The sequence below is a fragment of the Enterococcus sp. 6D12_DIV0197 genome (assembly GCF_002174385.1).
GTDB classification, from domain to species: domain Bacteria; phylum Bacillota; class Bacilli; order Lactobacillales; family Enterococcaceae; genus Enterococcus_D; species Enterococcus_D casseliflavus.
The window spans coordinates 685,756-705,080 of record NZ_NIBN01000001.1 but is presented as its reverse complement, the minus strand read 5'-3'; the positions used below and the strand labels follow the sequence as shown (position 1 = coordinate 705,080).

Annotated in this window: 17 protein-coding genes; 3 read left to right on the top strand and 14 right to left on the bottom strand. The window is 44.2% G+C overall.

Annotated elements, in window-relative coordinates; all coding sequences use genetic code 11:
* The first annotated feature begins 21 nt into the window (after positions 1-21).
* Positions 22-1,857, top strand: a complete 1,836-nt coding sequence (locus A5867_RS03395) for a DUF2264 domain-containing protein (RefSeq protein ID WP_087626858.1) — start codon at positions 22-24, stop codon at positions 1,855-1,857.
* A 244-nt stretch (positions 1,858-2,101) separates the two neighbouring features.
* Here the strand turns inward: A5867_RS03395 and A5867_RS03390 are convergent, their stop codons facing one another.
* Both A5867_RS03390 and A5867_RS03385 read right to left on the bottom strand, forming a co-directional pair.
* Positions 2,102-2,587, bottom strand: coding sequence for a hypothetical protein (locus A5867_RS03390; RefSeq protein ID WP_087626857.1), 486 nt, complete (start codon positions 2,585-2,587; stop codon positions 2,102-2,104).
* A gap of 91 nt (positions 2,588-2,678) precedes the next feature.
* On the bottom strand, positions 2,679-3,446 hold the full coding sequence (locus A5867_RS03385; RefSeq protein WP_015508907.1) for a helix-turn-helix domain-containing protein: 768 nt from the start codon (positions 3,444-3,446) through the stop codon (positions 2,679-2,681).
* A gap of 101 nt (positions 3,447-3,547) precedes the next feature.
* Between A5867_RS03385 and A5867_RS03380 the strand changes: the two genes are divergently transcribed.
* Complete coding sequence (locus A5867_RS03380) at positions 3,548-5,080, top strand: alpha-N-arabinofuranosidase (protein ID WP_087626856.1); 1,533 nt, start codon at positions 3,548-3,550, stop codon at positions 5,078-5,080.
* 243 nt (positions 5,081-5,323) lie between these two features.
* Here the strand turns inward: A5867_RS03380 and adhE are convergent, their stop codons facing one another.
* The 10 genes from adhE to A5867_RS03330 all read right to left on the bottom strand — a co-directional run bounded on the left by adhE (position 5,324) and on the right by A5867_RS03330 (position 16,933).
* Positions 5,324-7,915: a bifunctional acetaldehyde-CoA/alcohol dehydrogenase gene (gene adhE, locus A5867_RS03375; RefSeq protein ID WP_087626855.1), complete on the bottom strand. Its 2,592-nt coding sequence runs from the start codon at positions 7,913-7,915 to the stop codon at positions 5,324-5,326.
* 228 nt (positions 7,916-8,143) lie between these two features.
* Positions 8,144-8,644 (bottom strand): NUDIX hydrolase, encoded by a 501-nt coding sequence (locus tag A5867_RS03370; RefSeq protein WP_087626854.1) that lies wholly within the window; start codon positions 8,642-8,644, stop codon positions 8,144-8,146.
* A 153-nt stretch (positions 8,645-8,797) separates the two neighbouring features.
* The gene (locus A5867_RS03365; RefSeq protein ID WP_061053712.1) at positions 8,798-9,904 is read right to left on the bottom strand and encodes a M42 family metallopeptidase; all 1,107 of its coding nucleotides are present in this window, start codon (positions 9,902-9,904) and stop codon (positions 8,798-8,800) included.
* 12 nt (positions 9,905-9,916) lie between these two features.
* Positions 9,917-10,987: a glutamyl aminopeptidase gene (locus tag A5867_RS03360; RefSeq protein ID WP_087626853.1), complete on the bottom strand. Its 1,071-nt coding sequence runs from the start codon at positions 10,985-10,987 to the stop codon at positions 9,917-9,919.
* Between the two features lie 13 nt (positions 10,988-11,000).
* Complete coding sequence (locus tag A5867_RS03355) at positions 11,001-11,522, bottom strand: GrdB-related putative oxidoreductase (protein WP_010748750.1); 522 nt, start codon at positions 11,520-11,522, stop codon at positions 11,001-11,003.
* A gap of 13 nt (positions 11,523-11,535) precedes the next feature.
* On the bottom strand, positions 11,536-12,882 hold the full coding sequence (locus tag A5867_RS03350; protein WP_010748749.1) for a PTS sugar transporter subunit IIC: 1,347 nt from the start codon (positions 12,880-12,882) through the stop codon (positions 11,536-11,538).
* A 54-nt stretch (positions 12,883-12,936) separates the two neighbouring features.
* Entirely contained in the window at positions 12,937-13,884 is a 948-nt protein-coding gene (locus tag A5867_RS03345; RefSeq protein ID WP_005227347.1) for a N(4)-(beta-N-acetylglucosaminyl)-L-asparaginase, read from the bottom strand.
* A gap of 124 nt (positions 13,885-14,008) precedes the next feature.
* Entirely contained in the window at positions 14,009-15,310 is a 1,302-nt protein-coding gene (locus A5867_RS03340) for a Sapep family Mn(2+)-dependent dipeptidase (protein ID WP_087626852.1), read from the bottom strand.
* A 25-nt stretch (positions 15,311-15,335) separates the two neighbouring features.
* The gene (locus A5867_RS03335) at positions 15,336-16,064 is read right to left on the bottom strand and encodes a GntR family transcriptional regulator, LSA1692 subfamily (protein ID WP_005227344.1); all 729 of its coding nucleotides are present in this window, start codon (positions 16,062-16,064) and stop codon (positions 15,336-15,338) included.
* A gap of 26 nt (positions 16,065-16,090) precedes the next feature.
* The gene (locus A5867_RS03330) at positions 16,091-16,933 is read right to left on the bottom strand and encodes a YitT family protein (protein WP_005227341.1); all 843 of its coding nucleotides are present in this window, start codon (positions 16,931-16,933) and stop codon (positions 16,091-16,093) included.
* A 247-nt stretch (positions 16,934-17,180) separates the two neighbouring features.
* Here A5867_RS03330 and A5867_RS03325 point away from each other — a divergent pair, with 247 nt between their 5' ends.
* A complete protein-coding gene (locus A5867_RS03325; protein ID WP_005227339.1) occupies positions 17,181-17,612 on the top strand; it encodes an Hsp20/alpha crystallin family protein in 432 nt (143 codons plus the stop codon).
* 131 nt (positions 17,613-17,743) lie between these two features.
* On the opposite strand, the gene yajC is transcribed toward A5867_RS03325, so the two are convergent.
* Positions 17,744-18,085: a preprotein translocase subunit YajC gene (gene yajC / locus A5867_RS03315; RefSeq protein WP_005232170.1), complete on the bottom strand. Its 342-nt coding sequence runs from the start codon at positions 18,083-18,085 to the stop codon at positions 17,744-17,746.
* Between the two features lie 83 nt (positions 18,086-18,168).
* On the bottom strand, positions 18,169-19,314 hold the full coding sequence (gene tgt, locus A5867_RS03310; RefSeq protein ID WP_005227333.1) for a tRNA guanosine(34) transglycosylase Tgt: 1,146 nt from the start codon (positions 19,312-19,314) through the stop codon (positions 18,169-18,171).
* Positions 19,315-19,325: the final 11 nt, after the last annotated feature.

Here is a 19,325-nt window from a genome sequence, read left to right as displayed (position 1 = left end):
CAAATAAAAGGAGCTGTTTACATGAGAAACTTCCAAGAAGCATTAAGTAAGAACCCTCTTCGAACCAAAACCGATCTAGAAGAGGCCCTTGTTGATCTGGTCACTCCCGTATACGAATGTATGGCACAACAAGGAACTCCCGGGAGGGTCCACCTAGGAAATTCAGGAGCAGTGTACACTCAGGAAAAGAGTGACGTCGAAGGCTTTTTACGGACACTCTGGGGATTGGGCCCATTGTTCAGCCAAGAAGAAGCGTGCCTTCGTTACCCAAAACTTTTTCAACAAGCCAATGCCGGGATCGTTGCAGGCACCACCCCGACCTCTCAGGAGTACTGGGGAAAACTGCATGACTACGACCAATTGTTTGTGGAAATGGGTGCCCTTGCTAGCTATTTGATTTTTACCAAACCCGTCTTTTGGGATCTCCTCACACCAAGAGAGCAAACAAATCTCTTTGATTGGCTCAATCAGATCAATCAGCACACGATCCCTAAAACCAATTGGCTCTTCTTTCGGATTTTAGTTAATACCTTCTTTGAAATGGCAGCATTGCCTTTTGTAGAAACCACCCTTTTGGCTGATCAAGAAGAGATCGAGAGGTATTACTTAGCAGACGGCTGGTATTTTGATGGCTATGAAAACCAAATCGACTATTATATTCCTTTTGGGATGCAATACTACGGACTCCTTTACAGTGTTCTTACTTGTCGTTCCCAATGCCCGTATCAGTTTAACTACCGTCAAAGAGCCGCTACGTTTGCGCAATCCTTTAAGCAGTGGTTCACAAAAACCGGTGCGGCATTGCCTTTTGGTCGTAGTCTAACGTATCGGTTTGCGCAATCAAGTTTCTTTGCTGTCGGTGCTTTCGCCGATATAGAATATGAAGGCTTCACAAAAAATGAAGGAAAATATTTACTGCTACAAAACATGCGTTACTGGTTTCGCCAACCAATCTTTACGCAAGAAGGCTTTTTAAGTATTGGCTATGCCTACCCCAACCTAAATATGGCTGAAGGCTATAACGCACCAGGATCGCCTTATTGGGCTTTCAAAAATTTCTGTGTATTGGCCATCCCAGCGGATGCTGAATTTTGGACGCTTGAGGAGCAGGCGCCAACCTTTGCCACAACGGTGCGCAATCCGCATAGTCGGATGCTTTTGGTGCATAACCAAGAAGGCACAGAATTGCAAGCTTTCACTGCGGGGCAACATTCCCACGAACATGCTCACGGCAATGCCAAATACGAAAAGTTTGTCTATTCGACAACGTTTGGGTTTAGCGTACCGAAAGCAACCGTTTTATTGAAACAAGGTGCCTATGATAATACATTGGCGATCTCAGAGGGGCAGACGGATTTTAAAACAGCTTTTGGTTACGAAGCCTTTGCGATTGAAGATGACTACGTCTATAGTCGCTGGCGCCCCTACGAGCAGGTCGTCATCGAAACCTTTGTGATTCCGATGTATCCTTGGCATCTGCGTTACCATCGGATTCAAACGGATCGAAGGTTGCAACTGGTCAATGGCAGCTTTGCAGCACCAGCTGATGGTGCTGCGCTTTCTAGCAAAGAAGGCATCTTTTATCAAAGCTCGGTTGGCTGTGTCGGTATCAAAAGCTTCCCGACGCATCAAGAAGGTACCCTCTTGATGCCAGAACCCAACACGAATCTACTTTATAGTCGAACAGTCATCCCTCAAATAAGCAAAACCGTTCTCGCCGGACAACAGGAATGGCTCGTTGCGTGTTTAGGCAATGCCTTTTCTGATCAGATTCCACCCTTTGATGTTACTATCACAGCGGACAAAGTAGCAATGAGCCAAGGGGATCAGAGAAAAACCATTCAGCTTAGCTACTAGCAAAAAATTACTGGCAAATGCTAGTAGAAAAGCTACCGAAAACCCCTTTCTGATTTACGGGATTGAAGAATGTCCCCCCAGAAGTTCGATTTCAGTCTAAGGTTTCAGCATCAATACCTTCTGATCCCTCCGTCTCTATTGGCAAAAAGCAAAAAAATACTTGTACCACAAAACGGTGCTTCACGTATTGTGAAGTGCCGTTTTTTGGGTACAAGTGATTCATGTTTTGATCGACGATCAGTGCTTATTTCCCAAAAAGCTTTTGGAGAAACCCTTTTTTCTCAGGGACTTCCTTTGTTTCAGTCACCTGAAGCGGTCCAGTTTCCTTCACGACTTGCTGAAAACCACGATTGTCTTGCAGCAACAGACCGTTTAGTTCCAAAATCCCAGTCAGACTGCCAATCATCCGCCGCACCTCTCCCGCACTTTTACCGAAAAAGCGCTGGTCGTCATTTGCTTCGGCTTCTTCCAAAATAACCAGCAGCTGTTGGATGCTTTGATTTTGTTCACCTAAGACGTACGACAACTGGTCAACTTCCGCTGCTGTAGTTGCCGCTGACGGTACTAAATCCGTTACGAGCTTTAAGCTATCTAAATAATCCTTTAAGTCAAAAATGAACGTTTGTGCCGCTTCATTGTTCATTAATTGGCTTTGACTCAATTTTATTTGTAGCGCTTCCAATTCGTTTGAACGTTTAGAAAGTTCGCTTACGATCGTTTCTGTATCCATATGCCACCTCCTAATGACATTGTCCCGTTTTCTCTTTCATCCGTCAAGAATTCGTCGGACTTTTTTCTGCGTTTTTACCGATAAGACCTGCCTATTGCTCCTGTTGGTACTTTGTCGGTGCACAGCCATAGCGCTTCGCAAAGAGCCGATTAAAATGGTTGATGTTTTGGAACCCAGATTGAAACGCCGCCTCTCGAATCGTCAGTGTTTCGTTGCTGCGTAAATAAAAAAACTTTTGAAACCGAGCTTGCAATAAATCTTCTTTGGGCGTGGTATGAAAAAATTGTTGATAGAGCTTATAGAATTGGCTTTTACCGATGGAAAGCTCTCGGCTAAACTGGTAAAAATCCCATTGCTGTTCACAATTGACTAACATTTTCAACCGCATCGCTTGAAACAGTTGATAGTGTTCGTTTTGTGGTTGCGGGATGCTTTCTTCAAAATTGCGTTCAAGTAAGACCAATAGATTTGTCATATACGCCGCGATCAATTCTTCCGTGTGCCGTTGTGGCAACAAGGATTCATGATTGATCTTTTGGATTAATTTGTTGATTTGTTGAATATTTTTCGGCTGGAACAGTTGGTTACAAGGGATCGCATAGGTTTCTTCGATCACCTGATCCGTTTGAAACTCAACAAAGCTATTAAAAAAATCTTCTTTGCCACGATAATCTTGATAGACGGTTGGAGGAAAAAGAATGCAGCTACCTTTTTCACTAGTTTCTTGATGACCATCTTCAAAAGTGAAAACCATTGGAGACAACGTCAACACGAAAAGATAATGCTTTAAGCCAGAGGGGCGATAAATATGATCGGAAACAGCATTGTGCATTTGAAATCCTGAATAGGTTACGTTCAACTTCTCACTCCTTCCTACTTGCCTTTAGTATAAAGAAAACGGACAAAACGTCAATAGAATAAGACAGAATGTAGTGTTTATTTTCATGGACTATCGCTACAATGAAAGAAAAGAAAGGGGTTGCAAAATTGAAGAAAACTACGATGTATTTAGACAAACACTTTATTTTGGCACCAGTCGACGAACGGATCTACGGCTCTTTTGTGGAGCACTTAGGGCGCTGTGTGTACGAAGGGATTTATCAACCAGAAAGTCCTTTTGCCGATGAGCAAGGCTTTCGTCAAGATGTCGCTGCCTTAATCAAGCAGTTGAATGTGCCGATCGTCCGTTACCCAGGAGGCAATTTCGTCTCTGGGTATAAATGGGAAGATAGCGTCGGCCCTAAAGAGCAACGGCCAGCAAAAATCGATTTGGCCTGGCGGGTAATCGAAAGCAATCAGTTCGGCTTAAACGAATTTATGGATTGGACCAAGCAAGTCAATACGGCACCGATGATGGCGATCAATCTTGGGACACGAGGAATCGAAGCAGCAAAAAACTTGATCGAATACACCAATTTAAAAGGCGGCAGCTATTATAGTGACCTCCGTCGTGCCCATGGGGTGGCCGATCCTCATGACATCAAACTTTGGTGTCTAGGCAATGAAATGGACGGTCCTTGGCAAGAAGGACATAAGACAGCCGATGAATATGGCCGTCTCGCAGAAGAAGCTGGCAAAGCGATGCGTCTGGTGGACCCAACGATCGAAACCATCGCTTGTGGTAGTTCTTCTCTCACGATGCCGACCTTTGGCATGTGGGAAGATACAGTATTAAGTCATTGTTACGATCAAGTCGACTACATTTCCATGCATCAATATTATGGCAACCGTAATGGCGATAGCCAAGATTATCTAGCAAGCAATGTCGCAATGGATCAGTTCATCAGTCAAGTCGCAGCAATCTGTGATGCAGTGAAAGCCAAACGCCGAAGCAAGAAGACGATCAATATTTCCTTCGACGAATGGAACGTCTGGTATCACTCAAATGAACAGGATCAAAAAATTGAACCTTGGAGTCAACACCCACCACAATTAGAAGACGTCTATCACTTTGAAGATGCGTTACTCGTCGCAAGCATGATGATCACGATGCTTCATCACGCAGATCGCGTCAAAATCGCCTGCATGGCACAGCTGGTCAACGTGATCGCACCGATCATGACTTCCGATACTGCCGCTTGGAAACAAACGATTTTTTATCCCTATGAAATGATCAGCAACTATGGTCGCGGTCACGTGTTGCATAGCATCCTTCGAGGAGCTGATTTCGATAGCAGCCACGGAAAAGCTTCTTATGTGGATGCCATTGCGATCGAAAACGAAGATGACTATTTGACCTTTTTCTTAGTAAATAAGGATTTGCAGGATGCCAACGAATTCACTTGCGACTTGCGTCAATATGATTCATTGCAAATCGCTACCCATCAAGTCTTGCACCACCCAGACTTGCATGCCGTCAATACCGAAGCAACCCCGAACAACGTTGTGCCCGTCAATGGAAAAACAGCGGAATTGAATGACGGCATTTTGCGTGTCGTCTTAGAAAAACAAAGCTTCCAGATGCTACGCTTGAAGAAAAACGTCAGCAAGTAACGAGTATATCTGTTTAAGCAAAAAAAGCAGCAGCCTTGGTGACATCCTGAAAAAACGAGACTTTTACGGAGTGGAGAAATCCACTCCTTTTTTATGATCCCCCCTGTTCAATTGCTATTTTTCGCATTCTTAACTGATCTGGGCAAAAAGGCGGCAACTGTCGGCTTACTTTTCCAAAAAAAGAGACGACAAAAGAACACCCTGCGGCAGCTAAGATACCGCAGGGTGTTCTTGATTCATTGTTTAGCCGTTATAGGCATCAACGATGATTTGTTTCAATTCAGAGATTAGTGGTTCTTTTGGATTTGCTGTTGTACATTGGTCTTCATAAGCCAATTCAGCCATGCGATCAACTGTTGTATCTAGTGTTTGTTGAGTGACGCCTTGCGCTTTCAAGCTCATGTCGATACCAACAGATTGTCCTAATTCGTAAACAGCTGTTGCCAATGCTTCAACCAATTCAGCCGTTGTTTTGCCTTTAAGGCCTAAGAATTTCGCAATGTCTGCGTAATCTGTATCGGCACGGAAGAAGTCATATTTAGGGAACATTGCATGTTTTTGTGGGTCTTTGGCATTGTAACGGATGATGTGCGGTAAAAGAATCGCATTTGTACGTCCGTGAGGAATACCATATTCACCACCGATTTTGTGGGCTACTGAGTGACAAATACCTAGGAATGCATTGGCGAAGGCCATACCTGCCATTGTTGAGGCATTATGCATTTTTTCGCGAGATTCCATATCAGGTGTTTTCACTGATTTTTCTAAGTAGTCAAAGACTAACTTGATTGCTTGTAAGCTCAATCCACGAGTGTAATCAGATGCCATTACTGACACATAAGATTCGATCGCATGAGTCAAAACGTCCATTCCAGTGTCTGCTGTAACAGAAGCAGGTACTGACATTACGAATTGAGGGTCAACGATTGCAACATCTGGTGTCAATGCGTAATCAGCTAATGGGTACTTCACGTGTGTTTCACTGTCAGTGATAACCGCAAATGGGGTTACTTCAGAACCAGTCCCAGACGTTGTTGGGATACAAACGAATTGCGTTTTTTCTGGTTTGTCGATCTTGTATGTCCGTTTACGGATATCTAAGAATTTTTGTTTCGCGCCGAAGAATGAAGTATCTGGGTGCTCATAGAACATCCACATGCCTTTGGCAGCATCCATTGCTGATCCACCACCAAGGGCGATCACTGTATCTGGTTTGAAATCAACCATCATTTTTGTTCCAGCGTAAACGGTGTTTGTTGATGGGTTTGGTTCTACGTCAGAGAAGACTTCGATTTTCACGTCATTTTTACGACGAGCAAGTACTTCACGAACCGTATCGCAATAGCCGAATTGAACCATACCAGGGTCACAAACGATCATGACACGTTCAACGTTTTCCATTTTCTCCAAGTACATTAGAGAGTTCTTTTCAAAGAAGATTTTTGGTGGCAATTTAAACCATTGCATATTATTTCTCCGTTTCGCTACAGTTTTCACGTTGATCAAGTTCACAGCAGAAACATTTCGTGATACAGAATTTTTCCCGTATGAACCACAACCAAGTGTCAATGATGGAATCATTTCGTTGTAGATATTTCCGATACCACCTTCTGCAGATGGTGTGTTAACTAAGATACGGCAAGCTTTCATGCGTAGGCCGAATGCTAATTGCAAGTCTTCGTTTTCAGTGTGGATCACCGCTGTATGGCCTAATCCGCCTAAATCAAGCATTGCTTCACATTTTTCGAACGCGTCTTCTGTGTTGTTTGCTTTGATCATTGCTAAAACTGGAGAAAGTTTTTCTCTTGATAGTGGGTAATCAGCACCGACACCGTCAAGTTCAGCGATCAATAATTTTGTTCCTTCTGGTACGTTGATGCCTGCTAATTTCGCAATTTCCATTGCTGAATGTCCAACGATTGCTGGATTTACGGCATATTTTCCTTCGTTCATCACGGCATCTTCAAGTTTTTGTAATTCTTTTGCTTTTACAACATAGACTTGATGTGCTTCAAATTCTGCTTTCACAGAGGCATAGACTTCTTTATCAACGATCACTGCTTGTTCAGAGGCACAGATCATTCCGTTATCAAAAGTTTTTGATACGATCAAGTCATTGACTGCTCGTTTCACTTTCGCTGTTTTTTCGATATATGCAGGTACGTTCCCTGGTCCAACACCTAATGCAGGTTTACCAGTTGAGTATGCTGCTTTGACCATGCCAGCGCCACCAGTTGCTAATACGATCGCAATTCCTGGGTGGTTCATCAATAAGCCAGTCGCTTCGATTGATGGATGTTCGATCCATTGCACACAGTTTTCAGGTGCCCCAGCAGCGATGGCTGCATCACGAACGATACGTGCAGCTTCTGCTGAACATTTTTGTGCAGATGGGTGGAAAGCAAAAACGATCGGGTTACGTGTTTTCAAAGCGATCATTGCTTTAAAGATCGTTGTAGATGTTGGGTTAGTTGTTGGTGTTACCCCACAAACGACACCAACTGGTTCAGCGACTTCGATCAAGCCTTTTTGTTTGTCTTCATTGATCACGCCGACTGTTTTGTCATGTTTGATACTGTTCCAAATATATTCTGAAGCGTACATGTTTTTGATCGCTTTATCTTCATAGATACCACGGCCAGTTTCTTCTACTGCCATTTTAGCTAAAGGCATATGTTTGTCTAATGCTGCCATTGCCATTTCATGAACAATGTGGTCCACTTTTTCTTGATCAAAGCTTTCCATTTCTTTTAACGCCACATTTGCCTTCGTTGCTAAATCGTCAATCATTGCTTGTACGTCGATTGTCACTTCTTTTTCCAATGTCTTAGCCATTGTATGTCCTCCTAGTTTTTAAACATGTTTTGTTTGTTAACTACTTCACATACAGATCATACAACATCTTTTTTCGTTTGTAAATAGTTTTTGTGATTTTTTTCACAGTTTTATTAAACTCCCATTTAATTAAGCGTTTTCATCGTTTTGCACCGCAATATTCCTTAAAAAAACTGTCCTAGGCAGTAAGAAAAATGAATGTGTTATATTGAACAATATCTAAATTATTTATAAAGATTCGTGAACATGTGGCTTACTTAAAACGGACCATTCCGTAATCCGCTGCCCTTTCTCAATGAATTGCTTTTTACGTCCATACTCACAAGCTTTCAACACTAGCGGTGAGGCATTGGCGGCGTGAAATTGTTCCAGCGGCAAAAAGACACAGCCTAACGAATCTTGTCCATCAAACTGCGGGGCATGTGAAATTGGTGCTCCTGCTGTTTCTTCGATTTGATAAAAAACACAGATATGATTGTTCATTGTTGTCTCTTTGTATCGCCAAGGATAGAGAAAATTAATTGTTCCTAATTGATGATAGCTAGTGACGGTCATGCCGGTTTCTTCTTTAAATTCTCGGCACAGCGTGTCTTCCAGCAATTCACCTGCCTCCATGCTGCCGCCTGGTAAATCATAACGGTTTTGATAAGGTCCCGCCTTCTTTTTGATAACGGCCAAGCAGTTGCCTTGAAACAAAATTCCATATACTCCAAATGCGGTATGGTACATCTTCTCAACTCCTTTTATTGATCATATATCTTCCAGAAGCAAGAAGCAACAGATTGCCAAGTTTGGCTTAATCCGCTGCTTTTGCATTCCTAGTCGATGAACCAAAAAGACTGCTGACGAATCCTCTATCGCCAGCAGTCTTCTATTAATTGCCTAATCGCCTGAAGGAAAAACCCCCGCTGATTCTTTAAATTCACGAATATCGGAAGCTGAAAGTACATTCAAGAAGGCGCATAGCAAGTGAATGGTTTGACGATAATCTTCTTTATGAATCACCAAGCGGGAAGAATGCATATAGCGGGTGGGGATCGACAGGGTCATTGCTGGGATGCCTTTCATTGCTTTATGGATATTGCAGGCATCGGTGCCGCCAACAGTCATAAAATCGTGTCGGAAAGATAGCTGCTGCTCAAAAGCGAGTTCTTCCATTTTTGCCACAAGACCGGGATTGCCGATCGTCAATGAATCAAGTACGGAAAGCACGGTCCCTCCGCCTAATGTCAATCCGCCCTGATCAAACAAGGTATCTTCAGCTGTCGTCACATCCAATGCGATCGCTAAATCCGGTTTGATTTGGTGTGCGGCCGTGCGTGCACCGCGAATACCGACTTCTTCTTGAGTTGTAGCAGCAAAATAAACATCCACTGCCAATTCTGAAGAAGCTAAGTTTTTCATTACTTCGATACAAGCTGCTACGCAAACGCGATCATCCCAAGCTTTCCCCAGCAAAAAATCAGGATCATTCATTTCACGAAACATCGTATGCGGCGTGACCATATCCCCAATGGCGATCCCCAGATCTTTTACAGCTTCTGCCGAGGCCACACCGAGGTCTAAGTAAAAACGATTTGCCGGAATGACTTTGTTTTTCTCGTCTGTCGGCATACCATGAGGCGCACGGCTTCCGATGACGCCCACAAATTTCTCTCCAGATACTGTGGTGACACGCATTTCCTGTGCCGGCATGACGTGTCCCCACCATCCGCCTACCGGCAGAAGTTTTAGATAGCCCGCATCTGTGATTTCTTTTACCATAAAACCTACCTCATCCATGTGAGCAGAAAGCATGACTTTCGGTGCATTTTTCTGTGTGCTTTTTTTGACGAGGATCAGCGAACCTAAGGCATCATAGAACAAGTCATCAACATATGGCTGTGTATATGCTTTGACGATACGAGACACTTCTTTTTCCCGCCCGCCTATACCATCAGCTTCACTTAGGGCTTTCAGAAGCTGAATATCTATTGTTTGATTTGTCATTAAAATCGTCTCCTAGCGGTTTTCTTCTTTGAAAGAACGGATTGCTTCTTCGTCAAGCTCAGTCAAAAAACGCGCCAATGCTTGCAGTGCTGTTTCATAGTCGCGGCGGGCAACGACTTGAGAAGCAGTGTTCTTGTTTCGCACAGACAAACTCGCTAACAAAATAGGACATCCGGTACGCAATTTGTTGAACCAAGCCCCATCTGATGCTTCAAAGGAAAAATAACTCTGACAGGGTAGATTCGCAGTTTGACAAACTGCTTTCAACCGCTCCAGCGGCAAGCGATTTGGCAGAACGGTCGGATTGTAATACGTCAGCAGAAGACCTTTACCCAAAAAACCTTGCTGATCTTCTTGTTCGTTTTGGTAATCCATTGCCTGGGCAGTATCAAGAACGATCGTAAAATCCGGTGCTGTTACATTGGCTGCTGTCTGAGCTCCTCTGGTACCGACTTGTTCCTGCACCGTACAGCCGATCATCAGATCGTAGGGCAATTTGACACTAGCAGCTGCCATTGCTTTGACTAAATCAATGGTTTGACTAACATTGATGCGCCCGTTCCAATTGGACGCAATCCATGCTTGTCCATTGCTGGTTTCTTTCATTTTCGGCGCAAAGGTCACCATGTCGCCTAAAGTGATTTCCTCCGCTAAAACCGCATCTTTTGATGAAAAACCAAAATCCAACAGTACTTCATCTTTTTGACTTTTGCCATGATTGTCTTTATCGATGCCTAAAACCACCCCAAAATACTTTTCACCGCTACGGGTGATTAGCCGAACTTCTTGCCCCAGCAAGCTGTTGGCTTCGATTTTTCCCATGATGAGTCCGCGGATCAGTCCATTTGCTTCGATTTTTTTCACGAAAAAGCCTGCTTCATCCATATGAGCGCTCACCAGCACTTTAGGAGCCGCCGGTCTTTCTGATCGAATGACGGCATAAATAGATCCTAGATTATCGTAGATGATTTCATCGCAATAAGGCGCATACTTTTTTGCCAGTAATGCGGCTATCGGCTTTTCTCGTCCGGAAACACCAGGTGTATAAACGACTTCTTCTAACTGACGCATTAATTCTTCCATATTCTCGCCCTTTCTAATAGCAGTGCTGTTCAGCGAAGGCAGTGATCTCTTGGTGTGCTGCTTTCATTTGGCAAAGCGTCAGCATATCGTTCATTGCCTCGGTCAATCCAGTACCGCCTTTTTTCGGCATCTTCACGATAGTGACTTGGTCTTTATATGTTTCAATTGCCTGCTGGCACTCTGGCGACATGGCGGCAACTGCTGGGATCTGTACTTTTTCTTCAATGATCTGCGCTGTTTGGGCAGCCATCTCGCCATACTTTTCATAGTTGAAACAAGGTCCGCATAAGACCGCATCTGCTCCGAGTTTTTGAGCCATAGCAGCAATTTTTAGTGACGATTCTTTCGGATTTTGTAAATAATAGTCATCTCCGCAATAAATAGTGGCGAGAACATCGATTTCCTTTTGTTTCAGCAATTTCTCAAACATTTTGACTGATCCGATCGCCGTTTTTTGTCCGCCAAGCGGCTGATCACCATGCTCCTTGCCGCCTAATCCTGCTTGAATCTGATCTAATAGAAAAATAATTTTCATGGTTGCATCCTTTCTAAAGCAAATGATCGATGGAAAGATCATCAAAAGATAATTCCAAAGCGTCATTTTTGGCTTTTTCTGCTTCACGTTCTTCCTTCAGATATTGTTTGTCCAGCGTCATAATAAACGGATAATAGATCAAGCATCCAATGGCTAACAAAACAAACTGCCAGATTGACGCTACCAGACTACCGGTACTCAAGTAGCCGGAAAAACCGATCGGAGTTGTCCATGGTAAAGATACCCCTGTTGTATAAGGAATCAATCCAAGATTCGTTACGAGAGTCGACAGCAAAAGATTGATCATCGGCACGGCAATAAAGGGAATAATGATAATTGGGTTCAATACGACCGGCAAGCCGAAAATGATTGGTTCATTGATCCCGAAAATCCCCGGCACTAGTGAAAGTTTCCCTAATTCTTTGATTCGTTTTGATTTACAAAACAGCACCATGATGATGACTAGTGACAACGTCGAACCGCCGCCGCCAAAATTAGTAAAGAAGTTTGAAAATGGATCGGTAAAGATATTCGGTAACGCTTGTCCCGCTTGAAATGCATCTAGATTTTCCATCGTTAAAATACGCAAAATCGGTGAAAAGACGGAATTGGCGACTGCTGGACCATTGATGCCGAAGAACCAGAAAATCGTACATGCCAGACTGTAAATCAATTGGGCAGTCAAGGTATTGCCCGCTCCCTTGAGAGGCATTTGCAAGACATTAAAAATAAAGTCATGTACGGTACCATACGCGGTCAATCCAAATAAAATGTTGATAATAAAGAATAAAAGCATAACGAGGGCACTCGGGATCAATGCGGCAAATGATTTTGTAACAGCAGGCGGAACCCCATCTGGCATTTTGATCGTCCACCCTTTTTTCGTTGTATAGGCATAGATTTCAACAGAAAGGATCGCTGTCAGCAAGCCGACAAAAATACCGTTTGTTCCTAAATGATTGAAAGAAAGCCCGCTTATTGGGTCCGCAACGCCTTCAACTACCAATTTATTCGGCGTTAAGATCAAAAAGGCGATGACGGCAACGGCTGCTGCTTGGATTGGGTCGGTCTTCTTTTCTCTTCCGTAGGCATAGGCTGTTCCTAAGCAGGAGAAAAAACCGACCGTATTAAAGACAGAACCGGAAACTCTAGTCACCCATGATTCCCACCCGCTGCCAAAAAGACCTGCCCAAAATTCTGACCATCCTGGTATCGGGAAATTGGCAAACAGCAAGAAGATCGAGCCAACGATTACCAGCGGCGTTGTGATTAAAAAACCATCGCGTACAGCGATCAAGACTTTATTTTGTCCGAGTTTGACTGCCAGAGGCATCAAAATATTTTCAATTTTATTGAACATTCCATTCTTCCTCTCATCTTGTGTCTTTCATGGTAAAGCTGGTTGATTCCTTGATCAAACTGGTGCTTTGATCCGTTCTTCATACGCCTCCAACCATTCTTTCGTGATGGGTTCGATCACGGTTGTCTGCTCAGGTCCTGGTGTTGCCATAAAAATAGCAGGCTCTTGATTGGTGGTTGCGACACTAAAGGTAAATTCTACATTGGTTGCCACCCCCCAGCGACCCTGTTTATCTAAGGCGATCAGCGAGAAGGCGCCGGCTTTGCCGTAGCGCTTCTTCAATCGCGCTTCAAAGTCGTAAACGGCTTGATCACATGCTTCTTGCGGTGCTAGCCCTTCTCCCATCAAACGAACGATTTCGTAGGAAAGGCAGCCTTTCATCAAGTCTTCCCCTAACCCTGTGGCAGCGGCACCGCCGATTTCACTATCCACATAAAAACCAGATCCAGACAAAGGTGAATCGCCAACACGACCGCTTTTTTTCATAAATAAACCAGAACTAGAGGTTCCTGCTGCCATGCTTTGGTGTTCATCCAGCGCAACTACTCCCACTGTATCGTGGCCGTCATAGGGATCGAGGTTGTTGGCAGCGATCTCTGCTTTGCGCTTTTCCCAAATGGTTTTGGCTCGCGGTGTCAGCATCTCTTTGGGCTGGAATCCTTCGGCAAGCGCATAAGCGACCGCTCCTTGGCCGATCCGAAAACTATTGAATTTCTCCTCACTTAGGCTGCGTGCCACGGAAATAGGATTTTCCACATCGACGATCCCAGCGACGGCACCAATTTTGAAGGTATCACCATCCATGAAGGCAGCGTCCATTTCCAACACGCCTTCTTCGTTAGGCAGTCCGCCATACCCCACCGATTTATAAAATGGATAATCTTCCACTGCTTTAATAGCTGTTTCTACTGCATCTTGGCAGGAGCCTTGTTGCTCTAATATTGCTTTAGCAGCGAGCACGCCATCGTGTGCCATCCGCCATGTAGCAATCATTCCCCACATAAATATCCCTCCATCTTTCATAGCGCTTTCAAGTATATTCTATACGGTATATACTACTATGTCTATACTAAAAAAAGAGTTTCTCAAAAAAATTGGAAAAACTCTTCTTCGTTCGTGTCTTCGCTTATTTTGACAGTGCTTGTAAGCTGCGCAAATAAATTTCAAGATTCGTCCGTAGATCGGCAACCGCCATGTACTCATCTTGGTTATGAGCGATCCCTTTTTGCCCTGGAAAAGACGGACCAAAAGCAAGGATGTTTGGCATCTTGCGGGCATAGGTTGCTCCTGTAGTCGTCATGGGGGTTGGATCATTGCCCGTTACTTGGTGATAGATTGTCGATAGCTTTTGGATTTCGGGGGCATCTTTTGATCGGCAGAACCCTGGAATGCTGCGAAGGATCGTAAGGCTTGCCCCTTTTGGCAATGCCTTTTGCACCCCAGCGAGCACTTGTTCCTCCGTTACCGATACAGGATAGCGAAAGGCCACTTCTAACGCTAGTCCACTGGCGGATTTTTGGAGAACCACAGGGGTCAAGATCAATTTTCCTGAGTCGGCATCTTCTAGTACCAAATCAAGGCCTTCGCCATAGTGCTGCTGGTGAAAACTTTGGGTGATCCACTGCAAAGCTGCTTGCAATGACGGTGTCGCAGCCAGTTGCGGTGCCGCTTGCTGCGCAAGTTTTGTAATGGCATTGTCCCCTAGCTCAGGGGCATTGCTAGGGGAGCGTTTGCCTAGTGCTTCAAAGGACTGGCTGCCTACGGTTACCGATAGGTGGTCTGGCACATGATCGCGGAATTGATCGCCAGAAAACGCAGCTAACAGCTGCTGTTCTTGGGTGGGCAATGGAAAATCAAGTTGCACATTGACGACACCTCGTTCGCCGTAAACCACTGGATACTTGCAGTCTGGCGTAAAACCAAAACGCGGTGGTTGCTCAACCGCTAGATAATGCGGGATATCCGACATGCCGCTTTCTTCATCTGTACCGAAAATGATCCGCAACGGTAATTGCGGTTGATGACCAAGGTCTTTCAATAATTTCATGGCAAACAAACAGCTGATGATCGGGCCTTTGTTATCTAAGATCCCTCGGCCATAAAAGTTGCCGTCTTTTTCAGTTAGTGCAAACGGTGGGTAGCTCCAGCCAGAACCTGCCGAGACGACATCCAAGTGTCCTAACACACCGATATAGTCGGTATCCGTTGGTCCCCAATGGGCATAGCCGATCGCATCATCGATGACCGTTGTTTGAAACCCGTATGCTGCGCTTTTTTCCATGACGTATGCTAACACTTCTCGTGGTCCTGTGCCATAAGGCGCATGAGGCGCCGGCTCACCTTTGACGCTTGCGATCTGCATCACCTCGCTCAAAAGCGTGAGAAATTCTGACCAATTGGCTTCAATACTTGCTGTGAGTGGATCCATTGTCTTCACCTCTAAAGGATTGATTTTATTTTTGACGCACTAATGTATTTTTGAAGGTATATTTGTCTGCTCGGTAATAGGATATATCATATAAGATCGGTTTGGCTGATGCGGAATAGGTCATCGAATGGACCAAAAGCATCGGTTCCTCTTGAGGCACCTGTAAAAGTTTCGCAATATCGGCAGGACTTTTCACAGCTTCCACCTCTTGATGGGAATAACCAATCTCAATGTTGGCTTCAATGACTTGATACAAAGACGACTCTAATTGAGCTTTCGTGAGTTCTGCGGTGTCTTCTTGCAGATAGCGTTTCAGTACGTAAAGATTTTCCACCGTCATCGGCTCATCATCAAAGTAACGCAAGCGCACCAAATAAACGATCGGTTCCTTGGCGTAATCGCCAAACAGCTGACCAATCTCTATCGGGAGCTCTTTGACGGTTTCGATATGCAAAACTTCCGTACGGGTCTTTTTCCCTTGGATTTTGGCGGTCTCGGTAAAACTTTGGAGCCCGCCAGAGCCGCTTTGGATCTTGGGCTGTTTCATGACATAGGTTCCTTTGCCTTTTTCTTTCACTAACAAATTCTGGCCAATTAATAGATCGATGGCTTTGCGCACCGTTAAACGGCTGCACTGAAATTCCTCTGCTAAATCATAATCGGAAGGAAGCTTTTGGCTCGTCACGTACGTACCTTCATGAACCCGTTGCGCAATCTGCTGGGCAACTTCTTGAAATACTGCTTGTTTTTTCAACGTCTCTCCTACTTTCTTTCACTTTGCTACCATTCATAAAACGATCGATTGGCACTGACGCCAGAAGAAACACTGACAAACGCTTGTTCATCGATTCCTTGGATCATGCCTTCGACGGTCTTGAGTTCTCTATGGGAAATGACCAGTAATAATAGTTTTTTCTGTTGATGATCAAATCCACCTTCGACATCGTTGATGACCGTGATGCCTCGCTGCAAGGCACATTGCAACGTCGTAATGACGGGTTCTGCTTTTTCTGTAACGACCAGCAGCTGTACACGCCGCTGCTTCAGGTTGACGTAGTCGACCATCCGCCCACTGATGAAGAAGGAAATGGCACTATAAAAAGCATAAGGCCAACCAAAGATCAGCCCAGCTGCTAGCTGCAAACTGACATTGAAGCCGATAAAGAAACTGCCGATACTTCTACCAGTGGCTTTTTTCACTAAAATCCCTAAAATGTCAAGCCCACCCGTTGAAAAATCGTCGTTCAATGTCAAGCCCACCGACACCCCGTGCAGCAATCCGCCAAACACGGCACAGATCACCGGATCGGTCGTTAAAGCAATGACCGGAACCACCTTCATCATAACAGAAGACAGGACGACGGTACAAACCGTCATGATGGTAAATTCTCGATCGATTTTGACCCAAGCAACCGCTAACAATGGCGCATTAAAAAAAAGCACCAAAAGCGGGATCGAAAGCTGCAGATTCAACTGCTCATCTAAAAGCTGCGACAGCAATTGCGACAAACCAGTGATCCCACTCGCATAAATATTTCCCGGCAGCCAAAAGAGATTTAGGGCAATCGACGACAGCAATGCATAGATCAAAGCAACAAGCATTCGTTTTCTATAACGTGCCATGTTTTTCCTCCTCCACTTCGCTTTTAGTATATATCATTAAGTATATACTGTCACGCAGAAAAAGCAGGCGAAATGAGGGGGAAAACAGGAATAAAGCAATGTAAAAACACGCCAAAATCAAGGAGTGAAACGTTGGTATCAAAGGTTTTTTAAGATTTTTTTAAAGCGAGTAAATCACTTGAAATTCGCTAAAAAATGAATAAAATAAAAAGTGTAAAAACAAAAGAATAAAGAAAGGATGATTCTTATGACACATGAGATTGTGCCACGCCGCTCAGATTCATACAGTATGACACCTTTTGATTTCTTTGAAGATTTTGGCCGCAGTTTTTTTGATGGGTTTCCATCGAACCTGATCAAAACCGATATTCACGAGAATGACAAGGAATTTCTCGTTGAAGCAGAACTGCCTGGCATCCCTAAAGAAAATATTCAAGTAACCTATGAAAATGGGGTTTTAACGATTACGGGACAACACCAGACGGATCATGCGACCGAAGATGAAAAAGGACGTCTGGTTCGCAGCGAGCGCAGCTTGACAAGCGTTCGGCGGCAATACCTGTTAGAAAACGTCAAAGAGGATGAAATCAAAGCCTCTTACGCTGAAGGAATTTTGAAATTGACGTTGCCAAAAGACCAAGGCAAACAAGCGTCAAAGAAACTGATTCCGATCGAGTAACGAAGGCAATCAAAGCACCGCAGCAAAACGAGCGATCTCTGTTTTGCTGCGGTGCTTGTTTTACTTTAGAAACTGTCCGACTACTAAAAAAATGCACCATCGCTTCTGAGAAAGCGACGGTGCGTTTGTGCTTATTCTTTGGTTTCGTCTTGGATGCTCGTTGCGTCTTCGACATCAGCTGGTTCGATTTGTGTCTCAACGGATGCAACAGTTCCGGGTTTCACTGTGCGGATCGCTGAACGATCAAACTCTAAGAAAATTCCTTCACAGTCGATGATCACGGTACTTTTTTCTGTGTTGACTTCAGAAAGAACGCCGTGGAGTCCGCCGATGGTTACGACTTCATCGCCAGCTTTCATATTTTCTAAAAGATTTTTACGCTCTTGCTGTTGTTTCTTTTGTGAACGACTCATAAAGAACCACATTGCCACTAAAGCAACCAGCATAAAGAGCATTGGTAAAGATTGTGCCATTTTTTTCACCTCGATTTATTTTCTTTCCTATAAGATACTTTATCAGAATTCCTCTATTATTCCCACCATTTTAGTAGAGAATGTTAGAAATTCCTCGCATTTTCCTTGTTGAACCCATACTCTTCAATAAAATGCTCACGGAACTCCAACAAGTTGTCATCCATGATGGCTTGACGGACATTTTTCATCAGATTCAATAAGAAGTAGACATTGTGGTAAGACGTCAAACGCATACCAAAGGTTTCATCACATTTGATCAAGTGGCGGATGTACGCACGAGAATAGTTTTTACATGTATAGCAATCACACTTCTCGTCAATTGGTCGAAAGTCACGGGCATATTGCGCATTTTTCACGACTAAACGACCTTTTGAAGTCATACAGGTACCGTTTCTTGCGATCCGTGTTGGTAAAACGCAGTCGAACATATCGACACCGCGAATCACGCCATCGATCAAGGAGTCAGCTGCCCCAACGCCCATCAGGTAACGTGGTTTGTTTTCTGGAATCCAAGGAGTCGTAAATTCCAACACGCGATTCATTTCCGCTTTTGGTTCGCCAACTGACAGGCCGCCGATGGAATACCCTGGGAAGTCCATACTGATCAAGTCTTGGGCACTTTGCTTGCGCAAGTCTTCAAAGCCTGCACCTTGAATGATCCCAAACAAGCCTTGCCGATCTGGATTGGCATGGGCTTTCAAGCCACGCTCCGCCCAGCGAGACGTCCGTTCCACCGATTTTTTGACGTAGTCATAGCTTTCATCAAATGGCGGACACTCATCAAAACTCATCATGATATCTGACCCTAATTTGTTTTGGATATCAATCGCTTTTTCAGGAGATAAAAACATTTTCGACCCATTCAAATGGTTTTTGAAATGGACACCTTCTTCGACGATGTTGCGCATTTCGGCTAATGAAAAGACTTGGAAACCACCTGAATCTGTTAAGATTGGTTGATCCCAATTCATAAATTTATGTAAGCCGCCTGCTTCTGCAACAATGTCTTCTCCTGGACGTAACCACAAGTGATAGGTATTGCTTAAAATGACGCCTGCACCCATTTCTTTCAACTCTTCAGGGGCAAGGGTTTTGACCGTTGCTAATGTGCCGACTGGCATGAACATTGGCGTTGGAAAGGTTCCGTGAGGCGTGATCAGTTCGCCTAAACGGGCACCGGTATGCTTTTCTTTCTTTATCAGACGATAACGAATGGCTGGTTCCGTCATTCATTTCCCTA

What these genes read in the sequence shown, in the direction of transcription:
- A5867_RS03360 (WP_087626853.1), bottom strand. Translation starts at nt 10,987, where the DNA reads ATGGAAGAATTAATGCGTCAGTTAGAAGAAGTCGTTTATACACCTGGT.
- A5867_RS03355 (WP_010748750.1), bottom strand. Translation starts at nt 11,522, where the DNA reads ATGAAAATTATTTTTCTATTAGATCAGATTCAAGCAGGATTAGGCGGC.
- A5867_RS03365 (WP_061053712.1), bottom strand. Translation starts at nt 9,904, where the DNA reads ATGACAAATCAAACAATAGATATTCAGCTTCTGAAAGCCCTAAGTGAA.
- A5867_RS03330 (WP_005227341.1), bottom strand. Translation starts at nt 16,933, where the DNA reads ATGGCACGTTATAGAAAACGAATGCTTGTTGCTTTGATCTATGCATTG.
- yajC (WP_005232170.1), bottom strand. Translation starts at nt 18,085, where the DNA reads ATGGCACAATCTTTACCAATGCTCTTTATGCTGGTTGCTTTAGTGGCA.
- A5867_RS03345 (WP_005227347.1), bottom strand. Translation starts at nt 13,884, where the DNA reads ATGTGGGGAATGATTGCTACATGGCGGATGGCACACGATGGCGTGCTC.
- A5867_RS03370 (WP_087626854.1), bottom strand. Translation starts at nt 8,644, where the DNA reads ATGTACCATACCGCATTTGGAGTATATGGAATTTTGTTTCAAGGCAAC.
- A5867_RS03380 (WP_087626856.1), top strand. Translation starts at nt 3,548, where the DNA reads ATGAAAGAAAAGAAAGGGGTTGCAAAATTGAAGAAAACTACGATGTAT.
- A5867_RS03340 (WP_087626852.1), bottom strand. Translation starts at nt 15,310, where the DNA reads ATGGATCCACTCACAGCAAGTATTGAAGCCAATTGGTCAGAATTTCTC.
- A5867_RS03350 (WP_010748749.1), bottom strand. Translation starts at nt 12,882, where the DNA reads ATGTTCAATAAAATTGAAAATATTTTGATGCCTCTGGCAGTCAAACTC.
- A5867_RS03390 (WP_087626857.1), bottom strand. Translation starts at nt 2,587, where the DNA reads ATGGATACAGAAACGATCGTAAGCGAACTTTCTAAACGTTCAAACGAA.
- adhE (WP_087626855.1), bottom strand. Translation starts at nt 7,915, where the DNA reads ATGGCTAAGACATTGGAAAAAGAAGTGACAATCGACGTACAAGCAATG.
- A5867_RS03395 (WP_087626858.1), top strand. Translation starts at nt 22, where the DNA reads ATGAGAAACTTCCAAGAAGCATTAAGTAAGAACCCTCTTCGAACCAAA.
- A5867_RS03325 (WP_005227339.1), top strand. Translation starts at nt 17,181, where the DNA reads ATGACACATGAGATTGTGCCACGCCGCTCAGATTCATACAGTATGACA.
- tgt (WP_005227333.1), bottom strand. Translation starts at nt 19,314, where the DNA reads ATGACGGAACCAGCCATTCGTTATCGTCTGATAAAGAAAGAAAAGCAT.